General features: G+C 74.2%; 22 protein-coding genes and 1 tRNA gene. 12 read left to right on the forward strand and 11 right to left on the reverse strand.

Translation table 11 applies throughout. The features are described 5' to 3' along the window. The first annotated feature begins 177 nt into the window (after window positions 1-177). Complete coding sequence (locus ACZ6EJ_RS08635; protein ID WP_469265487.1) at window positions 178-684, forward strand: flavin reductase family protein; 507 nt, start codon at window positions 178-180, stop codon at window positions 682-684. A 219-nt stretch (window positions 685-903) separates the two neighbouring features. On the opposite strand, the gene arfB is transcribed toward ACZ6EJ_RS08635, so the two are convergent. Further along, the gene (gene arfB / locus ACZ6EJ_RS08640; RefSeq protein WP_469265488.1) at window positions 904-1,338 is read right to left on the reverse strand and encodes an alternative ribosome rescue aminoacyl-tRNA hydrolase ArfB; all 435 of its coding nucleotides are present in this window, start codon (window positions 1,336-1,338) and stop codon (window positions 904-906) included. 215 nt (window positions 1,339-1,553) lie between these two features. On the opposite strand from arfB, the gene ACZ6EJ_RS08645 reads away from it, so the two are divergent. Beyond that, complete coding sequence (locus ACZ6EJ_RS08645) at window positions 1,554-2,129, forward strand: TerD family protein (RefSeq protein WP_469265489.1); 576 nt, start codon at window positions 1,554-1,556, stop codon at window positions 2,127-2,129. A gap of 294 nt (window positions 2,130-2,423) precedes the next feature. Here ACZ6EJ_RS08645 and ACZ6EJ_RS08650 read toward each other — a convergent pair whose 3' ends face one another. Both ACZ6EJ_RS08650 and ACZ6EJ_RS08655 read right to left on the reverse strand, forming a co-directional pair. Next, the gene (locus ACZ6EJ_RS08650; RefSeq protein WP_469265490.1) at window positions 2,424-3,842 is read right to left on the reverse strand and encodes a M1 family metallopeptidase; all 1,419 of its coding nucleotides are present in this window, start codon (window positions 3,840-3,842) and stop codon (window positions 2,424-2,426) included. Window positions 3,843-4,355: 513 nt separating this feature from the next. Then, window positions 4,356-4,913, reverse strand: coding sequence for a GlcG/HbpS family heme-binding protein (locus ACZ6EJ_RS08655; RefSeq protein WP_469265492.1), 558 nt, complete (start codon window positions 4,911-4,913; stop codon window positions 4,356-4,358). A gap of 276 nt (window positions 4,914-5,189) precedes the next feature. Here ACZ6EJ_RS08655 and ACZ6EJ_RS08660 point away from each other — a divergent pair, with 276 nt between their 5' ends. From ACZ6EJ_RS08660 to ACZ6EJ_RS08670, 3 genes are all read left to right on the forward strand, one after another. Continuing rightward, window positions 5,190-6,455 carry a sensor histidine kinase gene (locus tag ACZ6EJ_RS08660; RefSeq protein ID WP_469265494.1) on the forward strand — a complete coding sequence of 422 codons (1,266 nt, stop codon included), beginning with the start codon at window positions 5,190-5,192 and terminating at the stop codon, window positions 6,453-6,455. Beyond that, window positions 6,452-7,087: a response regulator gene (locus ACZ6EJ_RS08665; protein WP_469265496.1), complete on the forward strand. Its 636-nt coding sequence runs from the start codon at window positions 6,452-6,454 to the stop codon at window positions 7,085-7,087. Before ACZ6EJ_RS08660 ends, ACZ6EJ_RS08665 begins: the two co-directional genes overlap by 4 nt. A 168-nt stretch (window positions 7,088-7,255) precedes the next feature. After that, window positions 7,256-7,753 (forward strand): hypothetical protein, encoded by a 498-nt coding sequence (locus tag ACZ6EJ_RS08670; RefSeq protein ID WP_469265498.1) that lies wholly within the window; start codon window positions 7,256-7,258, stop codon window positions 7,751-7,753. Between the two features lie 51 nt (window positions 7,754-7,804). On the opposite strand, the gene ACZ6EJ_RS08675 is transcribed toward ACZ6EJ_RS08670, so the two are convergent. Continuing rightward, window positions 7,805-8,503: a pentapeptide repeat-containing protein gene (locus ACZ6EJ_RS08675; RefSeq protein WP_469265500.1), complete on the reverse strand. Its 699-nt coding sequence runs from the start codon at window positions 8,501-8,503 to the stop codon at window positions 7,805-7,807. Window positions 8,504-8,598: 95 nt separating this feature from the next. On the opposite strand from ACZ6EJ_RS08675, the gene ACZ6EJ_RS08680 reads away from it, so the two are divergent. Next, a complete protein-coding gene (locus ACZ6EJ_RS08680; protein ID WP_469265501.1) occupies window positions 8,599-9,792 on the forward strand; it encodes an FAD-dependent oxidoreductase in 1,194 nt (397 codons plus the stop codon). A gap of 487 nt (window positions 9,793-10,279) precedes the next feature. Here ACZ6EJ_RS08680 and ACZ6EJ_RS08685 read toward each other — a convergent pair whose 3' ends face one another. Beyond that, complete coding sequence (locus ACZ6EJ_RS08685) at window positions 10,280-11,230, reverse strand: aminoglycoside phosphotransferase family protein (RefSeq protein WP_469265502.1); 951 nt, start codon at window positions 11,228-11,230, stop codon at window positions 10,280-10,282. On the opposite strand from ACZ6EJ_RS08685, the gene ACZ6EJ_RS08690 reads away from it, so the two are divergent. Beyond that, window positions 11,229-11,984 carry a rhomboid-like protein gene (locus ACZ6EJ_RS08690; protein ID WP_469265504.1) on the forward strand — a complete coding sequence of 252 codons (756 nt, stop codon included), beginning with the start codon at window positions 11,229-11,231 and terminating at the stop codon, window positions 11,982-11,984. The genes ACZ6EJ_RS08685 and ACZ6EJ_RS08690 overlap by 2 nt on opposite strands. Before the next feature lie 278 nt (window positions 11,985-12,262). Here ACZ6EJ_RS08690 and ACZ6EJ_RS08695 read toward each other — a convergent pair whose 3' ends face one another. Beyond that, entirely contained in the window at window positions 12,263-12,709 is a 447-nt protein-coding gene (locus ACZ6EJ_RS08695) for a MarR family winged helix-turn-helix transcriptional regulator (RefSeq protein ID WP_469265505.1), read from the reverse strand. A gap of 198 nt (window positions 12,710-12,907) precedes the next feature. On the opposite strand from ACZ6EJ_RS08695, the gene ACZ6EJ_RS08700 reads away from it, so the two are divergent. Beyond that, window positions 12,908-14,371: an MFS transporter gene (locus ACZ6EJ_RS08700; RefSeq protein WP_469265507.1), complete on the forward strand. Its 1,464-nt coding sequence runs from the start codon at window positions 12,908-12,910 to the stop codon at window positions 14,369-14,371. A 185-nt stretch (window positions 14,372-14,556) separates the two neighbouring features. On the opposite strand, the gene ACZ6EJ_RS08705 is transcribed toward ACZ6EJ_RS08700, so the two are convergent. The 4 genes from ACZ6EJ_RS08705 to ACZ6EJ_RS08720 form a co-directional block, all read right to left on the reverse strand. After that, a complete protein-coding gene (locus ACZ6EJ_RS08705) occupies window positions 14,557-16,227 on the reverse strand; it encodes an FAD-dependent oxidoreductase (RefSeq protein ID WP_469265509.1) in 1,671 nt (556 codons plus the stop codon). A gap of 9 nt (window positions 16,228-16,236) precedes the next feature. Next, entirely contained in the window at window positions 16,237-17,151 is a 915-nt protein-coding gene (locus ACZ6EJ_RS08710) for an AurF N-oxygenase family protein (protein ID WP_469265510.1), read from the reverse strand. 485 nt (window positions 17,152-17,636) lie between these two features. Further along, window positions 17,637-19,331, reverse strand: coding sequence for an aa3-type cytochrome oxidase subunit I (gene ctaD, locus ACZ6EJ_RS08715; protein WP_469265511.1), 1,695 nt, complete (start codon window positions 19,329-19,331; stop codon window positions 17,637-17,639). Window positions 19,332-19,840: 509 nt separating this feature from the next. Continuing rightward, window positions 19,841-19,915, reverse strand: a tRNA-Thr gene (locus tag ACZ6EJ_RS08720). A gap of 176 nt (window positions 19,916-20,091) precedes the next feature. Between ACZ6EJ_RS08720 and ACZ6EJ_RS08725 the strand changes: the two genes are divergently transcribed. Then, window positions 20,092-21,225, forward strand: coding sequence for an ABC transporter ATP-binding protein (locus tag ACZ6EJ_RS08725; RefSeq protein ID WP_469265512.1), 1,134 nt, complete (start codon window positions 20,092-20,094; stop codon window positions 21,223-21,225). A 211-nt stretch (window positions 21,226-21,436) separates the two neighbouring features. Then, window positions 21,437-21,850, forward strand: coding sequence for a hypothetical protein (locus tag ACZ6EJ_RS08730; protein ID WP_469265513.1), 414 nt, complete (start codon window positions 21,437-21,439; stop codon window positions 21,848-21,850). Window positions 21,851-22,175: 325 nt separating this feature from the next. Here ACZ6EJ_RS08730 and ACZ6EJ_RS08735 read toward each other — a convergent pair whose 3' ends face one another. Further along, window positions 22,176-23,135 (reverse strand): RICIN domain-containing protein, encoded by a 960-nt coding sequence (locus tag ACZ6EJ_RS08735; protein WP_469265515.1) that lies wholly within the window; start codon window positions 23,133-23,135, stop codon window positions 22,176-22,178. Between the two features lie 299 nt (window positions 23,136-23,434). On the opposite strand from ACZ6EJ_RS08735, the gene ACZ6EJ_RS08740 reads away from it, so the two are divergent. Next, window positions 23,435-23,773, forward strand: coding sequence for a hypothetical protein (locus ACZ6EJ_RS08740; protein ID WP_469265517.1), 339 nt, complete (start codon window positions 23,435-23,437; stop codon window positions 23,771-23,773). Window positions 23,774-23,963: 190 nt separating this feature from the next. Continuing rightward, on the forward strand, window positions 23,964-24,680 hold the full coding sequence (locus ACZ6EJ_RS08745; RefSeq protein WP_469265519.1) for a nucleotidyltransferase family protein: 717 nt from the start codon (window positions 23,964-23,966) through the stop codon (window positions 24,678-24,680). Window positions 24,681-24,713: the final 33 nt, after the last annotated feature.

The raw sequence follows: 24,713 nt of genomic DNA on the forward strand, positions 1-24,713 counted from the left end.
CAAGTCACGCGAGATGCCCCTGGGGCGCCCCGGCGGTCGCGGGCCCGGCGACGGGTCCTAGGACCGGCCTGGTCCCCTGGTCCGATGCGCCCGCCCGGCCCGCCCGGTTAGCGTGCGGGTGTGCTCCCCACGACTCCCCCCGCCCCGCGTCCCCGGCCCGTCCCCCATGCTGAGGGGGTGAGCAACGACGAGTTCCGCGCCGCCCTGGCCCGCCTGGCCGCCGGGGTGGTCCTGGTCACCGCCCAGGAGCCGCCCCTGGACGAGCACGGCCGGGGCGAGGACGTCGGCATGACGGCGACCGCCTTCATGTCGGTCTCCCTGGACCCGCCCCTGGTGATGGTGAGCCTGCGCAACGACTCCCGCATGGACGACCTGCTCTCCGAGCAGCCCCTGTGGGCGGTCTCCGTGCTGGCGGCGAGCCAGCGGCACATCGCGGGGCGGTTCGCCATGAAGGGCCGGATCAGCGACCGGCTGCTGTTCGAGGACGTCCCGTACGTACGCGGCGGCACGAGCCGCGCGCCGCTGATCGGCGGGGCGCTGGCGACGCTGGAGTGCCGTACGGAGCAGCGCGTGGTGGCGGGGGACCACACGCTGGTGATCGGCCGCGTGCTGACGGCGGAGCTGCCGAGCCCGGAGGGCGAGCCGCTGACGTACTTCAAGGGGCGCTACCGGCATCTGGGGTGATGGCGGGGGGTGTGCGGCGGGCCGGGGGCCGGGGGCCGGGGGAACGGCTGGGGTTCCGCTCGGCGACGGCTGATGGGGCGCGGGGTGCGGGTCGGCTGCGGGGTGCGGGTCGGCTGCGGGTGCCGGTACGGCTGCGGAGAGCCGGGGCGGCTGCGGGGTGCGAGTACGGGCTGCGGGGTGCGGGCGGTCGGGGCCCGGCGCGGGCGCTCGGGCCGGGGGTCACCAGTCGCGGCCGGAGCGGCCGCGCTTGGTGTCGCCGCGCTGCTTCTTCTCGCGCAGCCTGCGCTCGTTGATCCCGCGCGGCACCTTCCGCTTGATCCGGGGCTTGGGCGGCGGGGCGGTGGCCTCGGCCAGGAGGGCGGCGAGCCGCACGGCGGCCGTCTCGCGGTTGCGCCACTGGGAGCGGTGCTCCGAGGCCCGTACGGAGACCACCCCGCCCACCATCCGGCCCGCGAGCCGCTCCAGCGCCCGCGCCTTCCACACCTCGGGGAGCGCGTCGGCGGCCCCCAGGTCGAAGCGCAGCTCCACCTGGGAGTCGCTGGTGTTGACGTGCTGGCCTCCGGGCCCGGAGGAGCGCGAGAAACGCCACATCAGCTCGGCCTCCGGCAGGGAGACCGAACCTCGGATGACATAGGGCCCGGACATGACACCCATGGTCCCTCCCCCGCGCGCCGTTCGTCACCTTCTTTTGACGGGCTTCCGCCGACGACGGGGCTTCCTCCCGATGGTCCGGCGCGTCGCGCGCCGGGAAATCCGGCAAAGAAAGTAAAGCGACCAGGAACCTCGTGGTCCGCTGCCTGCGTTAGGACGGGTGACGGTAGCTTTCGTGATGGCACGAAGCCCGCACACGACGAGGAAAGGGACTTCCCATGGCAGTAAGCCTGTCCAAGGGCGGCAACGTCTCGCTCACCAAGGAGGCACCGGGCCTTACCGCCGTCACGGTCGGCCTCGGCTGGGACGTCCGCACCACCACCGGCACCGACTTCGACCTCGACGCCTCGGCGATCGCGGTCAACGTGGCCGGGAAGGTCGTCTCCGACCAGCACTTCGTCTTCTTCAACAACAAGGCGACGCCGGACCAGACCATCGTCCACACCGGTGACAACGTCACGGGCGAGGGCGAGGGCGACGACGAGCAGATCAACGTCAACCTGGCGGGCCTGCCGGCCGACGTCGACAAGATCGTCTTCCCGGTCTCCATCTACGACGCCGAGACCCGCAGCCAGAACTTCGGCCAGGTCCGCAACGCGTTCATCCGCATCCTCAACCAGGCCGGCGGCGCCGAGATCGCCCGCTACGACCTGAGCGAGGACGCCGCCACCGAGACCGCCATGGTCTTCGGCGAGCTGTACCGCAACGGCGCCGAGTGGAAGTTCCGCGCGGTCGGCCAGGGTTACGCCTCCGGCCTGCGCGGCATCGCGCAGGACTTCGGCGTCAACCTCTGACCCGAGCCCACCCCGTCCCACCCGGAGCCCCCGGCCGCCCTCCGCGGCCGGGGGCTCCGCGCGCGGTGGACCCGGAGGGCGCGCGGGGCGCGGTGGGCCTTGGCGGCGTACGGCGGGGGGCGGAGGGCCTTGGCGGCGTACGGCGGGGGGCGGAGGGCCTTGGCGGCGTACGGCGGGGGCAGGGGCCTCGTCGGCGTACGGCGGGGCTGTCGGCGCTCGGCGTGTGCGGCCGGTCTTCGCGTGCGGCAGCACGGGTGCGGGACCGGAGCCGGGGCGGTCACAGTCCAGAGGCGGTCAGTCCAGGGGCGGTCGGTCGGCGCCGTACAGCCAGGCGTCCCACAGCGCCGTCAGGTCCCGCCCGCTCTCCTTCTCCACGTACGCGGTGAAGTCGCCGGTCGAGGCGTTGCCGTGCCGGTGGGCCCGCGTCCACCCCCGAACCAGGGCGAAGAACGCCCGGTCGTCGGCCAGGGCGAGCCGGACGCGGTGGACGACCATGGCCCCGCGCCCGTACACCGGCGGGCCCGAGAGGTCGCGGGCGGCGGGTGGCCGGGCGGGCGGGAACGCCCAGTTCGCCTCGGAGGCGTACGCCCGCTCGAAGCTCTCCCGGACCGGTACGCCCTCGTGGTCGGCGGCCCAGAGCCACTCCGCGTAGGTCGCGAAGCCCTCGTTCAGCCACATGTCCCGCCAGGTGGCCGGGGTGACGGAGTTCCCGAACCACTGGTGGGCCAGTTCGTGCACGAGGAGCCCGATGTCGGGCGGGCCGGGGAGGACGGGCCGGTTCTGGGTCTCCAGCGCGTACGAGGAATCGCCCGTCCGCTCCACGATCGCCCCCGCCGACCGGAAGGGGTACGGGCCGAAGCGGGCCGCCGACCATGCCAGCACCTCCGGAATCCGGCGCAGCACCGCCTCGCCGTCCTCAGCCGATACGGGGTCCACAGCGGTGAACAGCCTGACGCCTTCCGGCGTCGACGACTGCCGGGTCTCGAACCGCCCGACGGCCACGGTCGCCAGGTAGCTCGCCATCGGCTCGGTGGTCCGCCACCGGAAGGCGGTGCGGCCCTCCGCCGTACGGCGTGCGACCAACTCGCCGTTGGAGACGGCCGTCAGCCCCTCGGGGACGGTGACCTCGACGTCGTACGCGGCCTTGTCGCCGGGGTGGTGGTTGCCGGGGAACCAGGCCATGGAGCCGGTCGGCTCACCGAGGGCGACCGCGCCGTCCGCCGTCCGCAGCCACCCCTCCTCCTCTCCGTCCGCACCGGTGATCGTCCGCGGCGCACCGGAGTAGCGCACGACAGTGGTGAACGTGCGCCCGGCGCGCAACCGCCCCTCCACCTCGGCCGCCGGACGCAGCGTCATCTCCTTGCCCGCCCGGTTCACGGCGGCCGGCCGACCCTCGACGGTGGCGCCCTCGACATCGAGTCCGACCAGGTCCAGGTGGAAGGCGCTCAGGTCCTGGGTGGCGCGGGCGGTGATCGTCGCGGTGCCGCGCACCCGGTCGGCACCCGGTTCGACGTCGAGCCGCAGGCCGTAGTGCGTGACGTCGTACCCGCCGTTGCCGAGCCCCGGAAAGTACGGATCGCGCGCCCCGGCCGCCCCCGGCGTCCCCGCCACGCCGCCCGTGCAGCCCGCCCCGACCAGGGCGAGGACGAGGGCGAGGAGCAGCGGGGCGGGGGCGGCGCGCCGCCGGACCCTAACCGGAAGGGGATGTTCCACGGCGACGATCTTAGGGCCGCTCCTCACCCCGTACGGCTCAGCGCACGGCGGCGGGGCATCTGCCCGCAGGGAGCGGGCGGGCGCAGGGCGGGCGTACGCCGGGCGCTGGACGCGGCGTCCCCGGCGGGCGTACGCCGGGCACATCCCCACCGGGGACCGTACGCCGGTGCTCTCACCCGGCCGGTCCGCAGGACACGCCCTCACCGGGTGCCCACACATCGGCGCGTCCTCACCGGGTGCCCACACGTCGGCGCGTCCTCACCGGCGTGCGTGCACCGGACGCATCCCGCCGACGGGCGCGTGCCCGACACGTTCTCCCCCGGCGGGCCGGCGCACGGGACCCGGCCTCCGCACGGGACCCGGCCTCACCGGACGGGACCCGACCTCACCGCACGGGACCCGGCCTCACCGGACGGGACCCGACCTCACCGCACGGGACCCGGCCTCACCGGACGGGACCCGGCCTCCACACGGATCCCGGCCTCACCGCACGGGCGCACGCCGGGCGTGACCTCACCGGGCGAGGGCGGCGGCGCCCGCCCGCGCGAACTTCTCGTCGAGGTCGCCGCTGGGCGCGCCGGCCACCCCGATGCCCGCGACCGGCGCGCCCTTGACCTGCACCGGGACGCCGCCCCCGAGGAACAGGGTGCCGGGGATGTCCTTCAGATTGGGCGCCTGGGCCAGGCGCTTGACCAGCTCGGAGGTGGGGGCGTTCCAGGAGACGGCGGTGAACGCCTTCCTCACCGCGGACTCGGGCGACTGCGGGCCCGCGCCGTCGCCGCGCAGCGTGACGATGGTGTTGCCGTTGCGGTCGACGACCGCGACGGAGACGCGCTGGTTCTCCTCGGCCGCCGCGTCCAGCGTCGCCTGCGCGGCCTTGGCGGCGGCGGCGACGGTGAGGTGCGTGGACTGCTGGAGGTTGCGGTTGCCCGTGTCGGCCTTCACGGCGGCGGCGGGGGCGGCCGCCGGGGCGGAGGCGTTCGCGGAGACCGCGCCGAACGCGCCGGCCCCGAGGGCGGCGACGGCCACGGCTCCGGTGACGACACGGGTACGCGGGGACATCTTCTTCATGGTGGCTCCTCGGTCGTTCCGGGATGGTTCCGGGCGTCCCCGGCGTCCGGTGGTCCCGGCGGCCTGGGGTGCCCGGTGGTCCGGGCGTTCGCTCCGACCTCGATCCTCCCGGCGGTTGCGGGCCCGTACGGTCGACGTACCGGCTGGAGGCGGCGCACCGGTCGGCCGACGCCGCCGTCAGCCGATCGGTTGATGCGGGGGTGGCCGGTCCGGGTCACCATGGGGGAATCCGCGCAGGTCGGGCAGGGTCGGGCAACACATGACGCGAGGTACGAGGTGGACCACCGGAGCGTTCCGCGGGACGCGGAATGGGGCGGGCCCGCGGGCGTCGACCCCGACGTCCGCCGACTCGTCCTGTTCATGCACGCCGCGTTCTTCCTGCTGCTCGGCGGGTCGCTGGCCCGGTTCCTGATCCGGCACCCCGGCGAGGCCCGCACGCCGTGGATCATCGCCCTGTCGGCCGCCCTCGCGGTGCTCCACCTCCTCGGCCCGGTCCTCGGCTCACGCCCCACCCCGCGCCGACTGGCCCGGCTCGGGGTCCTCGTGGCCCTCTGGGCCGTGCTGGTCGTCCTCGCGCCGAGCTTCGCGTGGTGTGCCGTCCCGCTCTTCTACACCGGGCTGGGCATCCTGCCGCCGCGCGCCGCCCTCGCGCTCGTCACCCTGCTCACGGCGCTCGTGGTCGCCGCTCAACTGCGCCTGGCGACCGGGTTCGACCCCCTCCTGGTGCTCGCCCCGCCCGCCGTCGCCGCCCTGGCCACCGCCGTCTTCGTCCATACGCGGCGCCAGGCGGCACGCCAACGGGAGCTGGGCGCACGCCAGCGCGAGCTGATCGACGACCTGTTGCGCGCCCGGCGCGAACTGGCCGCCACCGAGCGCCGCGAAGGGACCCTCGCGGAACGCCAGCGGCTCTCCATGGAGATCCACGACACCCTCGCGCAGGGCCTGTCCAGCCAGCGGATGCTGCTCCAGGCCGCCGACCGCACCTGGGAGGCCGACCCGGACGCCGCCCGCCGCCACGTCCGTACGGCCGCCGGCATCGCGGAACGCAACCTCGCCGAGGCCCGCCGCTTCGTCCACGACCTGGCCCCGGCCGACCTGGCGGAGGGCGGCGGCCTCGAAGCGGCGCTGCACGCGCTCGCGATCCGCGAGACGGCCCAGGCGCAGGGCGCGCTCACCGTCCGCTGCCACGTCGAAGGAGTCCCGCACGCCGCGCTGCCGGACCGGGTGCAGTCCGCCCTGCTGCGCATCGCCCAAGGAGCCCTGGCCAACGTGCGGGAGCACTCCGGGGCCGCCAACGCCGGGCTCACCCTGACCCACCTCGGCGACCGGGTCGTCCTCGACGTCGGCGACGACGGCCGCGGCTTCACCGCCGATCCGGACGGCCCCCGCCCGGCGGACGGCGTGCGGGGGCACGGGTTGCCGGCGATGCGGGCACGGGTGCGGCAGCTCGGCGGCGCCCTGACGATCGAGTCGGCACCGGGCGAGGGCACCGTCCTCTCCGCCGAGATCCCGCTCTCCCCCGTACCGGAGGAACCCGTATGACCGGCCCGACGCCCCCCGTACGCATCCTGATCTGCGACGACCACGCGGTGGTCCGGGCGGGGCTGCTCGCCCTGGTCGGCAGCGAACCGGACATCGAGGTCGTCGGCGAGGCGGGCAGCGGCGAGGAGGCCGTGGTGCTCGCCGCCCGACTGGCCCCGGACGTCGTCCTCATGGACCTCCAGTTGGGCGCGGGCATCGACGGCGTCGAGGCGACCCGCCGCATCACGGCCACCGGCGCCGCCCACGTCCTGGTGCTGACCACCTACGACACCGACGCGGACATCACCCGCGCCATCGAGGCGGGCGCCACCGGCTACCTGCTGAAGGCAGAGCGCCCCGAGGAGCTGTTCGCCGCCATCCGGTCCGCCGCCCGCGGCCGCACCACGCTCTCGGCCCCGGTCGCCGGCCGGGTCATGGCCCACCTGCGCAGCCCCCGCCCCGCCCTCACCCCCCGCGAACGCGACATCCTGGCCCAGCTCTCCCAGGGCCTCGGCAACCGGGACATCGCCCGCGCCCTGTTCATCAGCGAGGCCACCGTCAAGACGCACCTGGGGCGGATCTACGCCAAGCTCGGCGTCGACACCCGCGCGGGCGCGGTGGCCGTGGCGAAGGAGCGCCGCCTGCTCCCCTGACCCCCCACCGCCCCCGCCCCACAGCCGCCCCCACACGGACAGCCCGAGCGCGCGCCGCGGCCAACCGCGCCCGTGCCCGTGCCGCACCCGTCCCCCGGCCCCGCCCGCGCCCCCGCACCGGCCCCGATCGTGTCGGTCCGTCCTCGTGCGGCATGACACCATCGATCCGTGCTCGACATCGGCTACTCCCTCTCCCGCCGCTTCCCCGATCCCCCGCAGACCGACTACCGCCGCGCGGACGTCCGCGCGCTGCGGCACGATCTGTTCTCCGGCGACGTCTACCTCGCGGACACCAAGGCGGACCGCGAGGTGTCCACAGCCTGGGGATGGGTGCCGGTGCTCGACTTCGCGTGGGCGCTGTGCGACATCGTCGAGCAGATCGACCAGGACCCGCGCGGCAACCGGTCGCACCGGCGGCAGTACGCGGAGCTGGACTTCACCGAGTCCTCGGACCGGATGCTGTTCGAACGGCGCTTCGGCTGGGTCGACGTCGAGGCGGACTGGATGCCGGGCGACGAGCCCCCGCTCACCTTCAGCCACTCCCTGCTGCGCCGCGAGGCCCGCGACTTCCTGCACGACCTCATCGCCGACCTGGCCGACATGCACGAGGGCCTCGCCGACAACCCCGTGATCTGGGACCTCCAGGCCCGCTTCCCCCGCATGTGACCGCTGTGGCCGCACCGCTGTGACCGCGCGAGCCCGAAGCGCCCGGCGGGCTCACCCCTCCACCCGCACCCCGATCTGCGCCGCGAACGCCGGCGCCAGCTCCATGAGCTGCGCCGGGCTGATCACCGCGCCCGCCAGCCGCTCCACGCCCCGCGCGATGTCCAGCTCGGCCGCCCCGCGCAGGTCCACCGACTCCATCCGCGCCGCACTGAAGTCCGCCCGCCTCAGCACGCAGTCCCGGAACTCCACCCGGACCAGGTGCGCGCCCCCGAAGTCCGGCTCGGAGAGCACGCAGCCCTCGAAGACGACGTCCTTCAGCCGGGCCCGGCGCAGATTCAGGTAGTCGATCTTCCCGCCCCGCACCACCACCCGCTCCAGCACCGCCCCGTGCATCTGCATCCCGCCCAGCCGGGCGTCCACCACCTCCACGTCCCGCAGCGACGCCTCCGCGAGATCCGCGCCCACCCCCCGTACGCCCGTCAGGACCGCGTCGAGGAACCGGGCCCGCGCCAGCTCCGCGCGGTCCAGGAGGCAGCCGTCCAGCGCGCAGTCCATGAACCGCGCCCCCCGCCCCGAGGCGTCGGCCAGGTCCGTCCCGTCGAACCGCACCCCGTCGTAGTCGCCGTCCGGCTCCAGGCCCTCCCCGTCGTACGGAACGAGCGGCGGCAGCCGCACCTCCGGCCGCCGCGCCGCCTCGACGGCCTTCTTCCCGCTCCCGGCCCTGCCCGTGCTCGCTGCCATGCCCCCCATCGTGACGCACCCCACTGACAACGTCCGCGCGCCCGATGTCACGTGCGGCCGCCGCCGATCCGTCGTATCACCAAGAGAGCGAAGGAGTTCCAGCCATGGACCACATCCACGTCATCGGCGGCGGCCTCGCCGGGCTCACCGCCGCCATCACCGCAGCCGAGTCGGGTGCGCGGGTCACCCTGTACGAGGGCCACCGCACGCTCGGCGGCCGGGCCAGGACCGCGGACGGCCCCTACCGCACCAACGAGGGCCCGCACGCCCTGTACCGGCGCGGGCCCCACTGGACCTGGCTGGCCCGGCGCGACCTCCTGGGCCGGGTCGCCTCGGTGCCGCCCCTCGACGGCGTGCGGTTCCGCTTCCGCCGCGACGGCGCGGGCCGCCGCACCCCGCCCGCCGCCCTGCTGCGCCTCGCCCGGCGCAACCCCCGCACCGCCCCGGTGGACGCCGACTTCCTCGGCTGGGCCACCGGTCAGGCGGGCGAGGAGGCCGCCCGTACCGCCGCGCACTTCGCGGCGACCGCCGTGTTCCACCACGATCCCGGCGCCCTCTCCGCCCGCTTCGTCCAGGAGCGGCTGCGCCGCCTGGCGTCCTTCCCGCCCGAGGCCCGCTACCCGGTCGGCGGCTGGGGCCCGCTCGTGGACCGGATGGCCGACCACGCCCGCCGCCTCGGCGTCACCGTCGAGACGGGCGCCCGCGTCGACACCCGTACGCTCGGCGAGCTGTCCCGGTCCGGGCCGGTGATCGTCGCCACCTCCCTGGCCGCCGCGCGCACCCTCCTGGACGACCAGACCCTCACCTGGGACAGCGGCCGCACGGTCCTGGTGGACCTGGCCGTACGCACCCGGCGCGGTGACGCGTTCGCCGTGTCGGACCTGGACGCCCCCGGCTGGGTGGAACGGTTCACCGCCCAGGACCCCGGCCTCGCCCCGGCCGGCGAGCAACTTATCCAGAGCCAGATCCCGATCGCCCCGACCGCCCGCCGGGCCGAGGGGACCGCCCGCGCCGAACAACTCCTGGACCTCGGCTTCCCCGGCTGGCGCGAGCGCACCACCTGGCGCACCGAGGCCATCGCGGACGGCCGCACCGGGGCCGTGGACCGGCCGGGCACCACCTGGCGGGACCGCCCCTCCGTCATCCGCGGCAACGGCCTCTTCCTCGCGGGCGACCAGGTCGCCGCCCCCGGCCTCCTCAGCGAGGTCTCCTTCACCAGCGGCCTGGAAGCCGCCACCCTCGCCGTGAAGGCCGCCGCACAGCGCTCGGCACCGGGGGCCGGCCTCAAACGCGCCTGAGACACGCGAACGGGGCGGGGCACGGAAGCCGGGGGGCACGTACGCCGGAGCCGGGGAGCGCGTACGCCGGAGCCGGAGGGGCACGGAAGCCGGGGGGGCACGTACGTCGGAGGGGAGCGCGTACGCCGGAGCCGGAGGGGGCGTACGCCGGAGGGGGCGGAGAGCGGAGGACGGGGGAGCCCACGCCGACCAAGGCGTACGTCCTGGTCGGGGTCGGCACGGGGCATACGCCGGGGAGGGCGGAACACCGTAGGGCGCGGGCGCGGAGCCGCACGCCGACCGGGCGCACGGGAGAGCGCCGACGCCGGAGGGCGTACACCGGAGCACGGCCGCCAAAGGCCACCAGCTACCAACTACCAGCCGCCAACTACGAGCCGGAAGGCGACGGAAACCGGAAGCCAGACAGCGGACAGCGGACAGCCGACAGCGGTCAAACGGAACCACCCCCCTCCCGCAGTCCCCCGCGCCCCCGCCCCACCCCGCCCCCTCAGCGCCCCATCAACCGCCGGGCGAGCTCCGCCTGCTCCGGGTCGAGACGGCGCGCCCCGCCCTCCACGTGCCACAACGCGCTCTGGAGGACCCGCCCCAGCGTCCAGGCCCGCGCCCGCCCCCGGTCCCGCTCGCCGCCCAGCGCCTCCGTCAACGCGTCGAACCGCCACAGCACCTCCCCCGCGTCGAACAGGTTGACCAGTGCCGGGAACAGCTCGAACCCCGCGTCCCCCGCCAGGGGCTTGGGGTCGAGCGCCACCCACTCCCCCGCCCGCCCGGCCTCCGCGCGCCCGGCCAGGACGTTGTCGTAGTGCAGGTCCCAGTGGAGCAGCCGGTCCCCCGGTTCCCCCGCGACCTCCCGCACCGCCGCCGCGCAGTCCGCGAGCAGCCGCCGGTCCGACGCGTCGGCGAGCCGCCCCAGGGCCCGCGGCGCCGCGGCGAGCATCCGTTCCGCCTCTCCGCCCAGGGTCCGCAGCCCCGTTGGCGCGGCCACCGCCACCAGCCGGGCCAGCACCGCGCCGAGCACCGCCACCGCCTCCCGCACGTCGAGCAGGCCCGACAACGGCCGCCGCTCGTCGAGCCGTTCGAGCACCATCGCCCCCGACTCCGGGTCATGGGCGAGCAGTTCCACCACCCCGGCCCCCGCCTCGCCCCACGCCCGCAACGCGACCGGCTCGCCCTCCGTCTCCCGGTCCACCGGCTGGAGCTTCAGCACGGCCGGCAGGCCGTCGGCCTCCCGCACCACCGGCAGGACCAACGCGCATCTCCCGTGCATCGACGGGCCGTCCGGCCGCAGTCCCCAGCGCTCCAGGCACCGGTCCGCGAGCCCCGGCAGCCCGGCGGCGAAGGACCGTCCGGCCGCACCGCTGTCCAGGGACAGATGAGCGATCAGTTCGTCAGGGATGTCGATCACGCCGCCGATCCTAGAGACGTGCGTGAATCGGGTCATGCCCCGAAAAGAGCCGGGCGACCGGCCGCCGGACCGCCCCCGCACCTCGGGGCCCACCGGCCCCGCAGACCTCTCGGGCCCCGCAGAGCACACGAACCCCTCCCGCCTCGCGACCCAGCAGGGCCATGGCCGGGCCGCCCTCGCCGCCGCCCGCCACTGGGTCGCCACCGCGCCCGGCACCTACGTCTGGCTCGGCCTCCTCGTCGTCACCGCCGTCGTCCCGCACCGGCTGCCGCCCGCCCTCGGCGGCGACCTCCTGCGCCGCGAGGCCACCGGCGCGCCCGAGCCGTCGCAGAGCCCCGTACGCAACCTCGTCGAGGCCACCCTGGGGGTCGAGGGCGCGCGCTGGCTCCCGTACGCGGTGCTGTTCACCGTCTTCCACGCCACCGCCGAACACTGGCTCGGCACCCTGCGCTGGCTGGCCGTCGCCGTGACGGCCCCGGTGCTGGCCAGCCTCCTCAGCGGAGTCGCCCTCGCGTGGGCGCTCCAGCACGGGCACGCGCCCCAGCCCGACCCCGGCGCGCTGGGCGCCGGGGTCGGCTACGCGCTGGCCGGGGCCGCCGGCGTCCTCACGTACCGGGTGCCGCATCCGTGGCGGCACGCCTACGCGTTCGCCGTGCTCGTGTTCTGCGGCGTCCCCCTCCTCGGCGACGGCCGCACCCTCGCCGACCTGGTCCGCCTCACCGCCGCCCTGGTCGGCCTCGCCTGCTACCCGCTCACCCCGAGCCACCGCACGGAGCACGGGCCGACGTAGCGGGGGCGCGGGAGGGGAAGACGGAACGCGCCCCGGCGCAGTAACGACCCCCTGGGCGACCTGGCCCACGCCTCCCTCCCCGCCCAGCGCACCGCCGACGACCGCGGAGCGCGGGGGCGGCCGCGGCCTGTACGCCGCCGACCGCCGCGCAACCGCTTTCCCCCGCACCGGCACGCCCCCCTCGCCCGGGCGGCCGACCGCTTCGCGGGCCGCCGCCGGCCCCGGCCGGGGCACGGGCCCGCACGGGCGGGGCGTACCGGGGCCGCCGGCCGCGGGGGTCAGTCGCGGGGCCAGGGCCGCCCGTCGAGGCGCTCGATGGAGAGGTTGAGACGGCTCAGGGAGGCGGCGAGCTGCTCCGCCTCCTCGGGCGTCCAGTCCGCGAGGACCTTCGCGAGGCCGGCGAGGTTCCTGCCCCGGTCGTTGTCGAGGCGCCGTTCGCCCTCCTCGGTGATGGCGAACTTGCGCGCGATGCCGCCGTCGGGGTCCGGGATGCGCTCGACGACCCCGGCGCGCAGCATCGCGGCGGTCTGCCGGTTGAGGGTGGACGCGTCGAGGCCGAACGCCTCGCTGAGCTGGCTGATGGACATCGGGCCCTCGGCCTGGATGCGGCTGAGCAGGATGTAGGCGCTGCGGTCCAGCCGCCATTCGGCGCGCGGGCTGAGCAGGTGCATGTACCGGCCGAGCAGCATGGTCTCGCGTTCGATCCGGTCGAGGGGCTTGTCCACGCGTCGCTTCCTTCGGCTCCTGCGGCTCCTGGTCCGCCGTACCGGAGAGGGCTGGCGGACGACCACACCCCACACGATAGATGTGCATCATACATATGTCGTGCATGATGCACATTCGATGTATCGTGCACAGTCGAGCGCGGTCCTCGACGGCCGCGATGCCGAGACCCGGCCCGTGAGGGCGAGAGGGAGCACCCCGTGGACAGTTCACCCCCCACGCCCCGGTCCGGAGGCGTGGTCGCCATCCTGGCCTTCGCCGGGATCGTGGCGGCCCTCACCCAGACCCTGGTGGTGCCGCTGATCGCGGAGCTGCCGAAGCTGTTCGACACCTCCGCGTCGAACGCGTCGTGGGTGATCACCGCCACCCTGCTGGCCGCCGCCGTCGCCACCCCGGTCGCGGGGCGGCTCGGGGACATGTACGGCAAGCGGAGCCTGCTGCTCGCCTCGCTCGCCCCCCTGGTCCTCGGCTCGGTGGTCTGCGCCCTCTCCTCGTCGGTGGTGCCGATGATCGCCGGGCGCGGACTCCAGGGCCTCGGCATGGGCGTGGTCCCCCTCGGCATCAGCCTGCTGCGCGACATCGTCCCGGCCCGGAAGCTGGGGTCGTCCATCGCGATCATGAGCGCGTCGATGGGCGTGGGCGGCGCGCTGGGCCTGCCGTTCGCCGCCGCCATCGCGGAGAACGCGAGCTGGCGGGTGCTGTTCTGGGCCATCGCGGCGCTGGCCCTCGCGGTCGGCGCGCTGATCCTGCTCCTGGTCCCCGCCGACCGCCCGGCCGCCTCGTCCGGCGGCTTCGACCTGCTCGGCGCCGCCGGCCTCGGCACCGCGCTCATCTGCCTGCTGCTCGCGGTCTCCAAGGGCGCCGACTGGGGCTGGGGCAGCGCGACGACGCTCTCCCTGTTCGCCGCCGCGCTCGTCCTGCTGCCCGCCTGGGGCCGGTGGGAGCTGCGCCGGGACGACCCGCTGGTCGACCTGCGCGTGACCGCCCGCCCCCAGGTCCTGCTGACGAACACCGCGTCGGTCCTGGTCGGCTTCGCGATGTACGCCCAGTCCCTCGTCGTGCCCCAACTGCTCCAACTGCCCGAGGCCACCGGCTACGGCCTGGGGCGGTCGATGGTGGCGATGGGCCTGTGGATGGCCCCGGCGGGCCTGATGATGATGGCGATGTCCCCGGTCGGCGCGAAGCTGTCCGCCGCCCGGGGCCCCAAGGTCACGCTGGCCGTCGGCAGCCTGCTCATCGCCGCCGGATACGGCCTCTCCGTACCGCTGATCGGCTCGGACTCCCCGTGGGGCCTGCTGCTGGTCACGCTCGTCTGCAACTCGGGCGTCGGCTTCGCGTACGGGGCGATGCCCGCGCTGGTCATGGCCGCGGTGCCCGCGTCGGAGACCGCGTCGGCGAACAGCTTCAACGCCCTGATGCGCTCGATCGGCACCTCGTTCGCGGCGGCCGTGATCGGGGTGGTGCTGGCCCGGATGACCACGGACTTCGGCGGCTTCCCGCTGGCCTCGCAGAACGGCTTCCGGGTGGCGATGCTGATCGGCTGCGGCGTGGGCCTCGCCGCGGCGGTCGTCGCCGCGCTCATCCCCGTACGCCCGACGCCCGAACCGCCGCTCCCCGCGGCCGGTGCGCCGGAGAGGGCGGGAGCGACCGGCCGCACGGCCTGACCAGCGCCGGGGCGAAGGGCGCCGCCCGGCGGCACGACCGTACGGCGGTACAACCGCACGGCGACCGGGCCGGCGGTACGGCGACCGGGCCGGGGCGGCACCCCGCCCCCGGCGGCCCCGCCCCCGGCGGCAGGCGCCTCGCCGCCGGGGCCGGTGGGCGTCACGGCCGCCGGGGCCGCTGGACGTCAGGACAGCAGCCGCAACCGGCTCGCCCGCGCCGTCGCCACCAACTCCTCGACGGTGGCGAGCTTCACGCGGGTCCGGCCGTCGCGCCGCCCCCGGTCCCGCTCGGCCCGGTCGATCGCCGCGAGGCCGCGGGCGTCCACCACGTGGCGGTTGCGTTTCCGGGCGAGCCGCCGGAACGCCTTCGCGTCGCCCGTGGGGGCCGGCAGCCTCCCCGCGACCGCGTCGGCCAGGAGCGTGCCGACCGTCTCGGCCGCGCACGTCCGGTTGGCGCCGATCCCGCCGGACGGCCCCCGCTTGATCCAGCCCACCACGTAACTGCCGGGCAACCCCGCCACCCGGCCGCCCTCGTGCGGGACCGTGCAGGTCACGTCGTCGAACGGCAGGCCGGGGACCGGGAGCCCCCGGTAGCCGATGGCCCGCAGCAGCAGCCCGGCCCGCAGCTCGACCGCACCGCCCCCGCCGTCCGTGACGCGCACGGCGTGCGCCGGGGCGTCGCCGCCGCCCAGGACCTCCACCGGCCGCGAGTGGAAGCGCAGGACGATGCGCCGGTCCGCCCCCGCGGCGGGCGCCGGGGCGCCGGCAGCCGTCCGCACCCGCGCCAGCCCTTGGAGCAGCCCGGCCCGGTCGACCGGCCCGGCCGCGTCGATCGCCGCCGCCGTACGGGGGTCGTGGTCGTCCACCACCAGCTCCACGCCCGGCAGGTGCTTGAGCGCCAGCAGTTCGGACCGGGTGTACGCGGCGTCCTCGGGCCCCCGCCTCCCCAGCACCACCACCTCGCGGACCCGGCTCGCCCGCAGCGCCTCCAACGCGTGGTCCGCGATGTCCGTACCCGCCAACTCCTCCGGGTCCGCGACCAGGACGCGGGCCACGTCGAGCGCGACGTTGCCGTTGCCCACCACGACGACCCGCTCGGCGGACAGGTCGACGCCCTGCGCGACGGCCTCCGGATGGGCGTTGTACCAGGCCACGAACGAGGTCGCCGACAGGCAGCCGGACGACTCCTCGCCGGGGATGCCCAGCCGCCGGTCCGTGGAGGCGCCCACCGCGTAGATCACCGCGTCGTGGTGGGCCGCCAGCTCCTCGGCCGTGACGTCCCGGCCCACCTCGATGCCCAGGTGCATCCGCACGCGGGGGTGGTGGTGGAAGCGGGAGAAGGCGTCACCGACCTTCTTGGTCGCGGGGTGGTCCGGCGCGACGCCGTAGCGGACGAGCCCGCCGGCCACCGGCAGCCGGTCGATCAGCGTCACCTCGGCGCTGGTGTGCAGCAGCAGGTCCTGGGCCGCGTACATCCCCGCCGGGCCGGTCCCGACGACCGCCACCCGCAGCCGCGCGAAGTCCGAGGGCAGGCTGCGCTCGAAGACCGGCTCGCCCCAGGCGTGGAAGTTGGGCCCGTCCACGAGCGGCGCCCGCGACTCCCCGCCCGCGTAGTAGGCGGCGTTGAGCTCCGCGTACTCCCGCTGCCCGGCGGGCAGGGAGTCCACCGGGAAGACGGCGTCCACCGGGCAGGCGTCGGCGCAGGCGCCGCAGTCGATGCACGCGCGCGGGTCGATGTGCAGCATCTCCGTGCTGCCGAAGGCGCGTTCCTCCGGCGTCGGGTGGATGCAGTTGACCGGGCAGACGGCCACGCAGGTGGCGTCGCTGCAGCAGGTCTGGGTGATGGCGTAGGTCATGGCCTCGGCTCAGATCAGGTTCGCGCGCTTGTAGAAGGCCAGGGCGGGCCCGGTGAGCAGCCGGGCCGAGGCCAGGAAGTCCATCAGCCCCGAACAGCTCGACCGCATCATCGACTTGTGGTGCTCGTTGCTCCTGGCGGCGGCCAGCGCGCGCCGCCTGTCGAGACCGGCCTTCCGGTAGACCTCCGGGTTCACCATGCTGGTCACGATGAAGTACGAGGCGACGGCGACGACGAACGCGTTGATCTGCCGCCGCGCCCACCCCGCGTTCTTCAGCCGCTTGAGCGTCTCGTCGCGGGCGAACTTCATGTGGCGGGACTCCTCCACCACGTGGATGTTGTTGATGGTGCGCACGAACGGCACGACCCGCTCGTCCCGCATCCAGTCCCGCTGCATGACGTCCAGGACCTCTTCGGCGACGAGGATCGCCGCGTACGCCGCCTCGCCGAACGCCAGGGTCTTGAAGACCCGGCCCAGCTCCATCACCGCGCGGCGCGGCCGGTAGTGCGGTGCGCCGAGCTTCTGCGCGCCGCGGGCGAACATGATCGAGTGCCGGCACTCCTCGGCCACCTCGGTGAGCGCCCACTGGAACTCCGCGCCCGCCGGGTTCTTCATGTAGATGTCCCGCAGCACCATCTGCTGGAGGATCATCTCGAACCATATGCCCGTGCTGGCGACCGACGCGGCCTCCTGGCGCGTCAGCTCCTTGCGCTGCGCCTCGGTCAACTCGTCCCAGTACGGCGTGCCGTAGAGCGTGCTCCACTCCGGGCTCGCGCCGTGGAAGTCCTTGTCCAGCGGGGTGTCCCAGTCGACCTCGGTGGCCGGGTCGTACGCCAACTGCGCGGCCGAGCCGAGCAGTCGCCGCGCGACGTCGTCGCCCTCGGGGCTGTGCTGGACCTTCGACGGAACGGTGCTGCCGGCCATGCTGCGGCTCCTTGGGTCGAGTGCGGTGTTCCTCGGTCGTGGTGACGTGCGTACGACAGCGGTGCCGGGCGGGCCCGCGGGGGCTGGGGGCCGCACCGCCGCCCCGCCCGCGCCGGAGAGCCCGGCCGGGCTCCCACCCGCTTGTTAGACGCAAGGTATAACAAGGACCCCCGGCGGGCCTACCCCTCGGTAGAGATAGGTGGGGACGCTCACACCATCTCCTCGACCGCCCACAACACCCGTATCCCCCGGCCCTCTTGCCCCGCCCGCCCCGTCGCCGGAGCCGGCTCCGTCGACCCCGTCGGCCTCCACGGACCCGACCGGCCCCGGCAACCCAGCCGGCTCCATGGACGCGACCGGTTCCAGCGACCCAACCGGCTCCGTCGACGCGGGCGGCCCCGGACGCACGGCCCGCCCCGGAAACGACGAAGCGGCCGGGGCGCGCACGCCCCGGCCGCCGAGGCCGCGTCCCGACCCCCGAGGGGTCAGTCCTTGTCCGGTTCCACGACGTCGCGCTTGCCGTCGTGCTTCGCCAGGTCCAACCCGGAGACTCGGGGGTGGTGCAGGTCGAAGGCCGGCGACTCCGACCTGATCCTGGGCAGCGTCACGAAGTTGTGGCGCGGCGGGGGGCAGGACGTGGCCCACTCCAGGGACCGGGCGTACCCCCAGGGGTCGTCGACGGTGACCCGCTTGCCGATCTTCGCGGTCTTCCAGACGTTGTAGAGGAAGGGCAGCGTCGACAGGCCGAGCAGGAACGAGCCGATGGACGAGAGGGTGTTGAGGGCCGTGAAGCCGTCGGCCGCCAGGTAGTCGGCGTACCGGCGCGGCATCCCTTCCGCGCCGAGCCAGTGCTGGACGAGGAACGTCGTGTGGAAGCCGACGAAGAGCGACCAGAAATGGATCTTCCCCAGCCGTTCGTCGAGCATGGTGCCGGTCATCTTCGGCCACCAGAAGTAGAACCCGGCGAACATGGCGAAGACGATCGTCCCGAAGAGCACGTAATGGAAGTGGGCGACCACGAAATACGAGTCGTGGACGTGGAAGTCCAGCGGCGGCGACGCCAGAATGACGCCCGTGAGGCCGCCGAACAGGAAGGTCACGAGGAAACCGACCGACCACAGCATGGGGGTCTCCAGGGAGATGGACCCCTTCCACATCGTGCCGATCCAGTTGAAGAACTTCACGCCGGTCGGCACGGCGATGAGGAAACTCATGAGGGAGAAGAAGGGAAGGAGCACCCCGCCGGTGGCGAACATGTGGTGGGCCCACACGGTCGCGGAGAGCCCGGTGATCGCGATGGTCGCGCCGACCAGGCCGATATAGCCGAACACGGGCTTGCGGGAGAAGACGGGGAAGATCTCGGTGACCACGCCGAAGAAGGGCAGGGCGAGGATGTACACCTCCGGATGCCCGAAGAACCAGAAAAGGTGCTGCCACAGGAGCGCGCCCCCGTTCTCGGGGGCGAAGACGTGCGAGCCGAACCGGCGGTCCGCTTCGAGGACGAGCAGCGCGGCGGCGAGGACGGGGAACGCCAGGAGCACCAGGACGGACGTGAGCAGCACGTTCCAGGTGAAGATGGGCATACGGAACATCGTCATGCCCGGCGCCCTCATGCAGATGACCGTCGTGATGAAGTTGACGGCCCCGAGGATCGTGCCGAACCCGGACAGGGCCAGGCCCATGATCCACATGTCGGCCCCGACGCTGGGCGAGTGCTCCTCCCGGCTGAGCGGGGTGTAGGCCGTCCAGCCGAAATCGGCGGTGCCGTTGCTGGTCAGCAGTCCGCCCACGACGATCAGCCCGCCGAAGAGGAACAACCAGTACGACAACATGTTCAGCCGGGGGAATGCCACATCGGGGGCCCCGATCTGAAGCGGCATGATGGCGTTGGCGAACCCCGCGAAGGTCGGCGTGGCGAAAAGCAGCAGCATCACCGTGCCGTGCATGGTGAATGCCTGGTTGTACTGCTCGTTCGAGACGATCTGCATCCCCGGCCGTGCCAGCTCCGCCCGGACCAGCAGAGCCAGCAGGCCGCCGAAGAGGAAGAAGGCGAAAGACGTGATCAAGTAGAGGTGACCGATTTTCTTGTGGTCCGTGGTCGTGATCCAGCTCACCACCACACTTCCGAGCCCTCTGCTACGCACCGGTACGGGAGTGGCTACTTCCGTGGGTGTGGTCATATCTTCTCCAGCGGGGTTTCGGTGGGGGGTGACCGATATTCGTGGCAGACAGGGAGAGATTAGGCCGAGCCGTGAGTGGGGCGGCGACGGAACACGTAACTTTCCCGAGATACCACCCCTGCCCGTCCCGCGTTCCCCGCACCCGCGCGAAGAATCCACCGGGATCGAACCGGACGCCGAAGCCTCGGGCCTCCGCGGGGAAGGCCCCGAAGGCACGCCCGCCCCAGCAGCGCCGCGGGAAGGCCGCCCGCCGCCGCTTCCGCCCGCCCGTGACGGGAGCGCGGGGAGCGACGACGCGACCGCGACCGGAGGACCCCGCCCCGTACCGACCCGGACGGAGCCGTCCGCACACCCCACCGCCCCGACGCGTCCGCCGACCGGCTCGCCGGCCCGTCCGGGACCGGAACCGGGACCCGACGCCCCGCACGGAGCGCTCCCGCCGGCGCGCCGCCGCGTCCGCGAACGACGAAGGCCCAGGTCGGACGTCGTCCGACCTGGGCCTTCCACCGGGCCCCCTGTCGGATTCGAACCGACGACCTACGCATTACAAGTGCGTTGCTCTGGCCAGACTGAGCTAAGGAGGCGTGCCGGTGCAGTCTAACCAACCCCGCGCCCCGCTCGTCCGCGTTTTCCGCGTGCTCGGGACTACTGACAGATCGGGAAACGCCAGGTAGCGTCACGGCTGGTCCGCTCAAGTGGACCAGACCACTCCCTACTCGGATCGTCCGGCACGTTCCTGCCGGTGGAGGAGAAGATCAGCATGGCCAGTGTCACGTTCGACAAGGCGACCCGCGTCTACCCCGGCTCCACGAAGCCGGCCGTGGACCAGTTGCAGATCGACATCGCGGACGGCGAGTTCCTCGTCCTCGTCGGCCCCTCCGGGTGCGGCAAGTCCACCTCCCTGCGGATGCTCGCGGGCCTGGAGGACGTCAACGGCGGCGCGATCCGCATCGGCGACCGCGACGTCACGCACCTGCCGCCCAAGGACCGGGACATCGCCATGGTGTTCCAGAACTACGCGCTCTACCCGCACATGACCGTCGCGGACAACATGGGCTTCGCGCTGAAGATCGCCGGTGTGAACAAGACCGACATCCGGGCGAAGGTCGAAGAGGCCGCCAAGATGCTGGACCTCACCGACTACCTGGACCGCAAGCCGAAGGCGCTCTCCGGTGGTCAGCGCCAGCGGGTGGCGATGGGGCGGGCCATCGTGCGGGAGCCGCAGGTCTTCCTCATGGACGAGCCGCTGTCGAACCTCGACGCCAAGCTCCGCGTCTCCACCCGTACGCAGATCGCCTCCCTGCAGCGCCGCCTCGGCATCACCACCGTCTACGTCACCCACGACCAGGTCGAGGCCCTCACCATGGGCGACCGGGTCGCGGTCCTCAAGGACGGGCTGCTCCAGCAGGTCGACTCGCCGCGCACCATGTACGACCGGCCCGCCAACCTCTTCGTCGCCGGCTTCATCGGCTCCCCCGCGATGAACCTCGTCGAGGTCCCGATCACCGACGGCGGCGTGAAGTTCGGCAACAGCGTCGTCCCCGTCTCCCGCGAGGCGCTGACCGCCGCCGCCGACCGCGGCGACACCACGGTCACGGTCGGCATCCGCCCCGAGCACTTCGACATCGTCGAGCACGGCGGCGCCGCCGCGTCGCTGACCAAGGGCTCCGCGGAGGAGCCGGCCGGCCTCGCCGTCTCCGTCAACGTCGTCGAGGAGCTGGGCGCCGACGGCTTCGTCTACGGCTCCACCCGTGTCGGCGGCGAGCACAAGGACCTGGTCGTCCGCGTCGGCGGCCGCGACGTCCCGGAGAAGGGCGCCGAGCTGCACGTCGTCCCGCGCCCGGAGGAGCTGCACGTCTTCGCCACCTCGACCGGCGAGCGCCTCACCAACTGACCCGCCCCCTCCGTACGCGCGGCCCCGCCCCTCCACCAGGAGGCGCGGGGCCGTCCGCGTGGGGCTCACCCGTCCGGCCAGGAGAAATACCCCGGCACACAGGGCATTTCTCTGCGGTCCGTCAACCTGGGATTCGAAAGGGCCCCTCGAACCATCCCCCGCCAGGGTGACGAAATGCTGCCAATCCCTCACTGAACGCTACGCTCGCTGCGTGACCCACACCGCGCGCCGCATCGGCCGATCCCTCGCTCTCGTCCTGCCCGTCGTCATGGTTCTCTCCGGGACCCTCGCGGTCACCAGCGTTCCGTGGGCGGGTTCGGACGCCGACTCCCCCCTGTTGGCCGCCTCCTCGAAGTCCGTCTCCACACCCGCGAAGTCCAGCGCCCCGCAGGACGTCCTGCGCGAGAAGCTGCTCGTGGAGCTGCGGGAGAAGGACCCGGCCGCCGCCCTGACGGGCCTCCAGCGCGCCGTCGAGCAGCGCCCGTCGCTCGCCCGCCACTGCATGTCGATCGCGCGGGCCCTCGGCAGGGCCGCCGTCGAGCAGTACGGCCCGACCCGCGCCCACCGCTTCTCCCGCCCGGTCTGCGACACCTCGTTCGCCTCCGGCGTCGCGCAGTTCAGCTAGGCCCTTCGTGCGGATCGTGCCGGACTCCGCGCGCCCGGCACGATCCGCACCGGAGACCCAAGAGCTGCCCGTCATCCCCGGCGGCCGCGCGCCGACGGGCACGGCACGTCACCGTGCTGCCGGAACGCCCGCCCCCTCCCCGCTCGCCAATGCCGTTCCTCCGCGTGGCAGCGCCGCCTCCGACGCCACGCGCTGATCCACCGGGGAGCGCGGATCGTCCCTCAGCGCCCTCCACAGGACGGCTCTCCTACGCGAACGCCGCCCCCGGTCGGGCGGATCCCTCAGGCCCCGTGGCCGCCGGCACCGCCGGCCGCAGTCGGGGCCGTCAGCCTTTCCGGACCAGGAAGCGCTGGTCGGCCTCCCCGGTGCACCGTTCCTCGATCGCTTCGGCTCCCGCAGCGGTCTCGTCGTCGGCGATGCCGACGCACCGGTCGCTGTTCACCGGGCGCAGCCGGAAGCCCTCGCCGTCCGCGGCGGAGGCGGGGGCGTCGAAGCGGAACAGCGTGGCCCGTGCACAGTCGTCCTGGGGCTCGATCATCCCCCGCACCGGGCCGGTGCCCATGACCGTCAGGCACCCCTTGCCCTCCTGCGGGTGGTGCCACTGGATACGGAAGAGGCCTTCCCCCGCCGGTTCGAGGTAGGTACGTGGCACGGCGGCGCGTGCGCAGGGCAGTTGGGCGGCGACGGCACTGCCGTACACACCGTCCCGGTCACGTCCGTCGCTCAGGCAGAGCTCCGGCGAACGGACGGGATGGATGGTCACCCAGCCGCCGGCGGGGATCCGCGAAGCGGTGGGCGGCGCACCGGAACGGTCGATGAGCGCCCACCCGATGCCCGCGGCGAGCAGCAGGATCACGAGGCCGGCCGCGAGGACGACCGGGCGGCCCGTGCTCCGACGTGACCGCGAGCCGGTGGGCGCGGCGGCCCGCGGTGGCGCTTCGGCCTCGGAGGCGGCCACGGGGTCGGGGGCGGGCTCCGGCGGCGGATCGGCGACGCTCCCCGCGGCGATGCGCTCCCTGGCCTCCAACCAGGCGCCGACCCGCTGCCCGTCCCCGCTGGCGCGGACGAACGCGGCCAGCACATCGGGCCGCGGCAGGCTCGTTCGCCGTAGGACGTCGGCCAGCGTGCTGCGTGCCAGCACGTCACCGCTTCGGGCGGCCCGTTCCTCCAGCTCCCGATACGTCAGCCCCGACCGCTCCTTGAGCTGCTGCAACAACTGGACGAAGCCGGCAGCGTCTCGGGCTCCGTACGGCGACAACTCCCCCGGATCCTTCACGAGCGTCATCCTGCTGCCGCCTCGGCGCACGGGGCAACGGGGCGGATCCGGCCAGGGCCGCGCTGTCCGGGACGCGCCTCGGACACGGTGCCGACCAGCCCGGACAGTCCGCGTCTGTCCGGGACAGCCGGATGCCGTTGTCTCCCCCCTGCCGAGGCCAGCAGTCTCTGGGGTGCCCGGCCGGCGCACCTGTCGCCGGCAGCGCGGGGGAGGCGGCACCGCCGGCCGGGTTCCCGCTTCCCACCTCCCCCGCGCGGCTCGGCAACGTGAGCCCAGATCACCGCGTTCACTCGGAGAAGGAGAGTTTCATGCGTGTACGTCATGCCCTCGCGGCGACCATCGCCGGAGCCGCCCTGACGCTCGGGGTCTCCGCCCCCGCCCAGGCCGCCCCGTCCTCGCCGCGGACCGCGGCGAGCATCCCCTCGTGGTGCATCGGGGGTGTGGAGTGGTCCGACCGCAACACCTACGGTGCGGCCTGTGACGTCACCTTCGCGTACTACGCCAAGGTGTCGTGCTCGAACGGCAGCACGACGAAGACGGCCAGGGGCGTGGTCACCAACGACAACCGCTGGTCCTACGCCTACTGCTCCGCCTTCGGCACCAGCTACCGCGCGGTCCCCGGCACCGGCGGTGTCGTCAGGGCCTGACGCCGCAGCGCGTCCCCGCGCCGCCGTGACCCCTGCGGGGCTCACGGCGGCGCCCCGCTCAACCCCCCGCCCCCGTCCGTCCCTTGACGCGGCAGGTGCGGGTGGGCGGTGCGCAGGCGGCCGGGGGCCCTCCCCGGCGGGCCCGGCGGGCGGCGCCCTCCCGCGGCGGGCACCGCCTATCGTGCCTGCCATGCATACGTATCCGACGCAGGCCGTGATCCTTGCCGGGGGCCAGGGGTCGCGGCTGCGGCCGTACACCGACGACCGCCCCAAGCCGATGGTCGAGATCCCCGGAACCGGGACTCCGATCATCGGCCACCAGCTCTCCTGGCTGGCCGCCGAAGGGGTCACCGACGCCGTGGTCTCCTGCGGCCATCTCGCCGAGGTGCTCCAGGAGTGGCTGGAGTCCGCCGCGCTGCCGCTCAAGGTCACCACGGTCGTGGAGACGGAGCCGCTGGGCCGCGGGGGCGGGCTGCGGTACGCCGCCGAGCGGCTGCCCGACCCGGAGCAGCCCTGGTACGCCACCAACGGTGACATCTGGACGCGCTTCTCCCTGCGCGAGATGGCCGCCTTCCACGCCGAGCGCGACGCCACCGCCACCCTGGCCCTGGCCCGGCCCCGGATTCCGTGGGGCGCGGTGGAGACGGACGCGTTCGGTCACATCACGGACTTCATCGAGTCGCCGCCGTCCCCGTACCTGATCAACGCCGGCGTGTACGTGTTCGCGCCCGCGTTCACCGCGTTGCTGCCGGACCGGGGCGACCACGAGCGCACGACGTTCCCCCGGCTGGCCCGTGAGCGCCGGCTGGCCGGCTACCCGCTGCCGCACGGGGCGTACTGGCGGGCGATCGACACCGCCAAGGACCTCACCGAGGCCGCCCGCGAGCTGGGCTCCCCCGCGAGCTGACCGCCGCCCGGACCCCGTACGAAGGGGCGGCCC

The sequence above is a fragment of the Streptomyces sp. NPDC041970 genome (assembly GCF_055588985.1).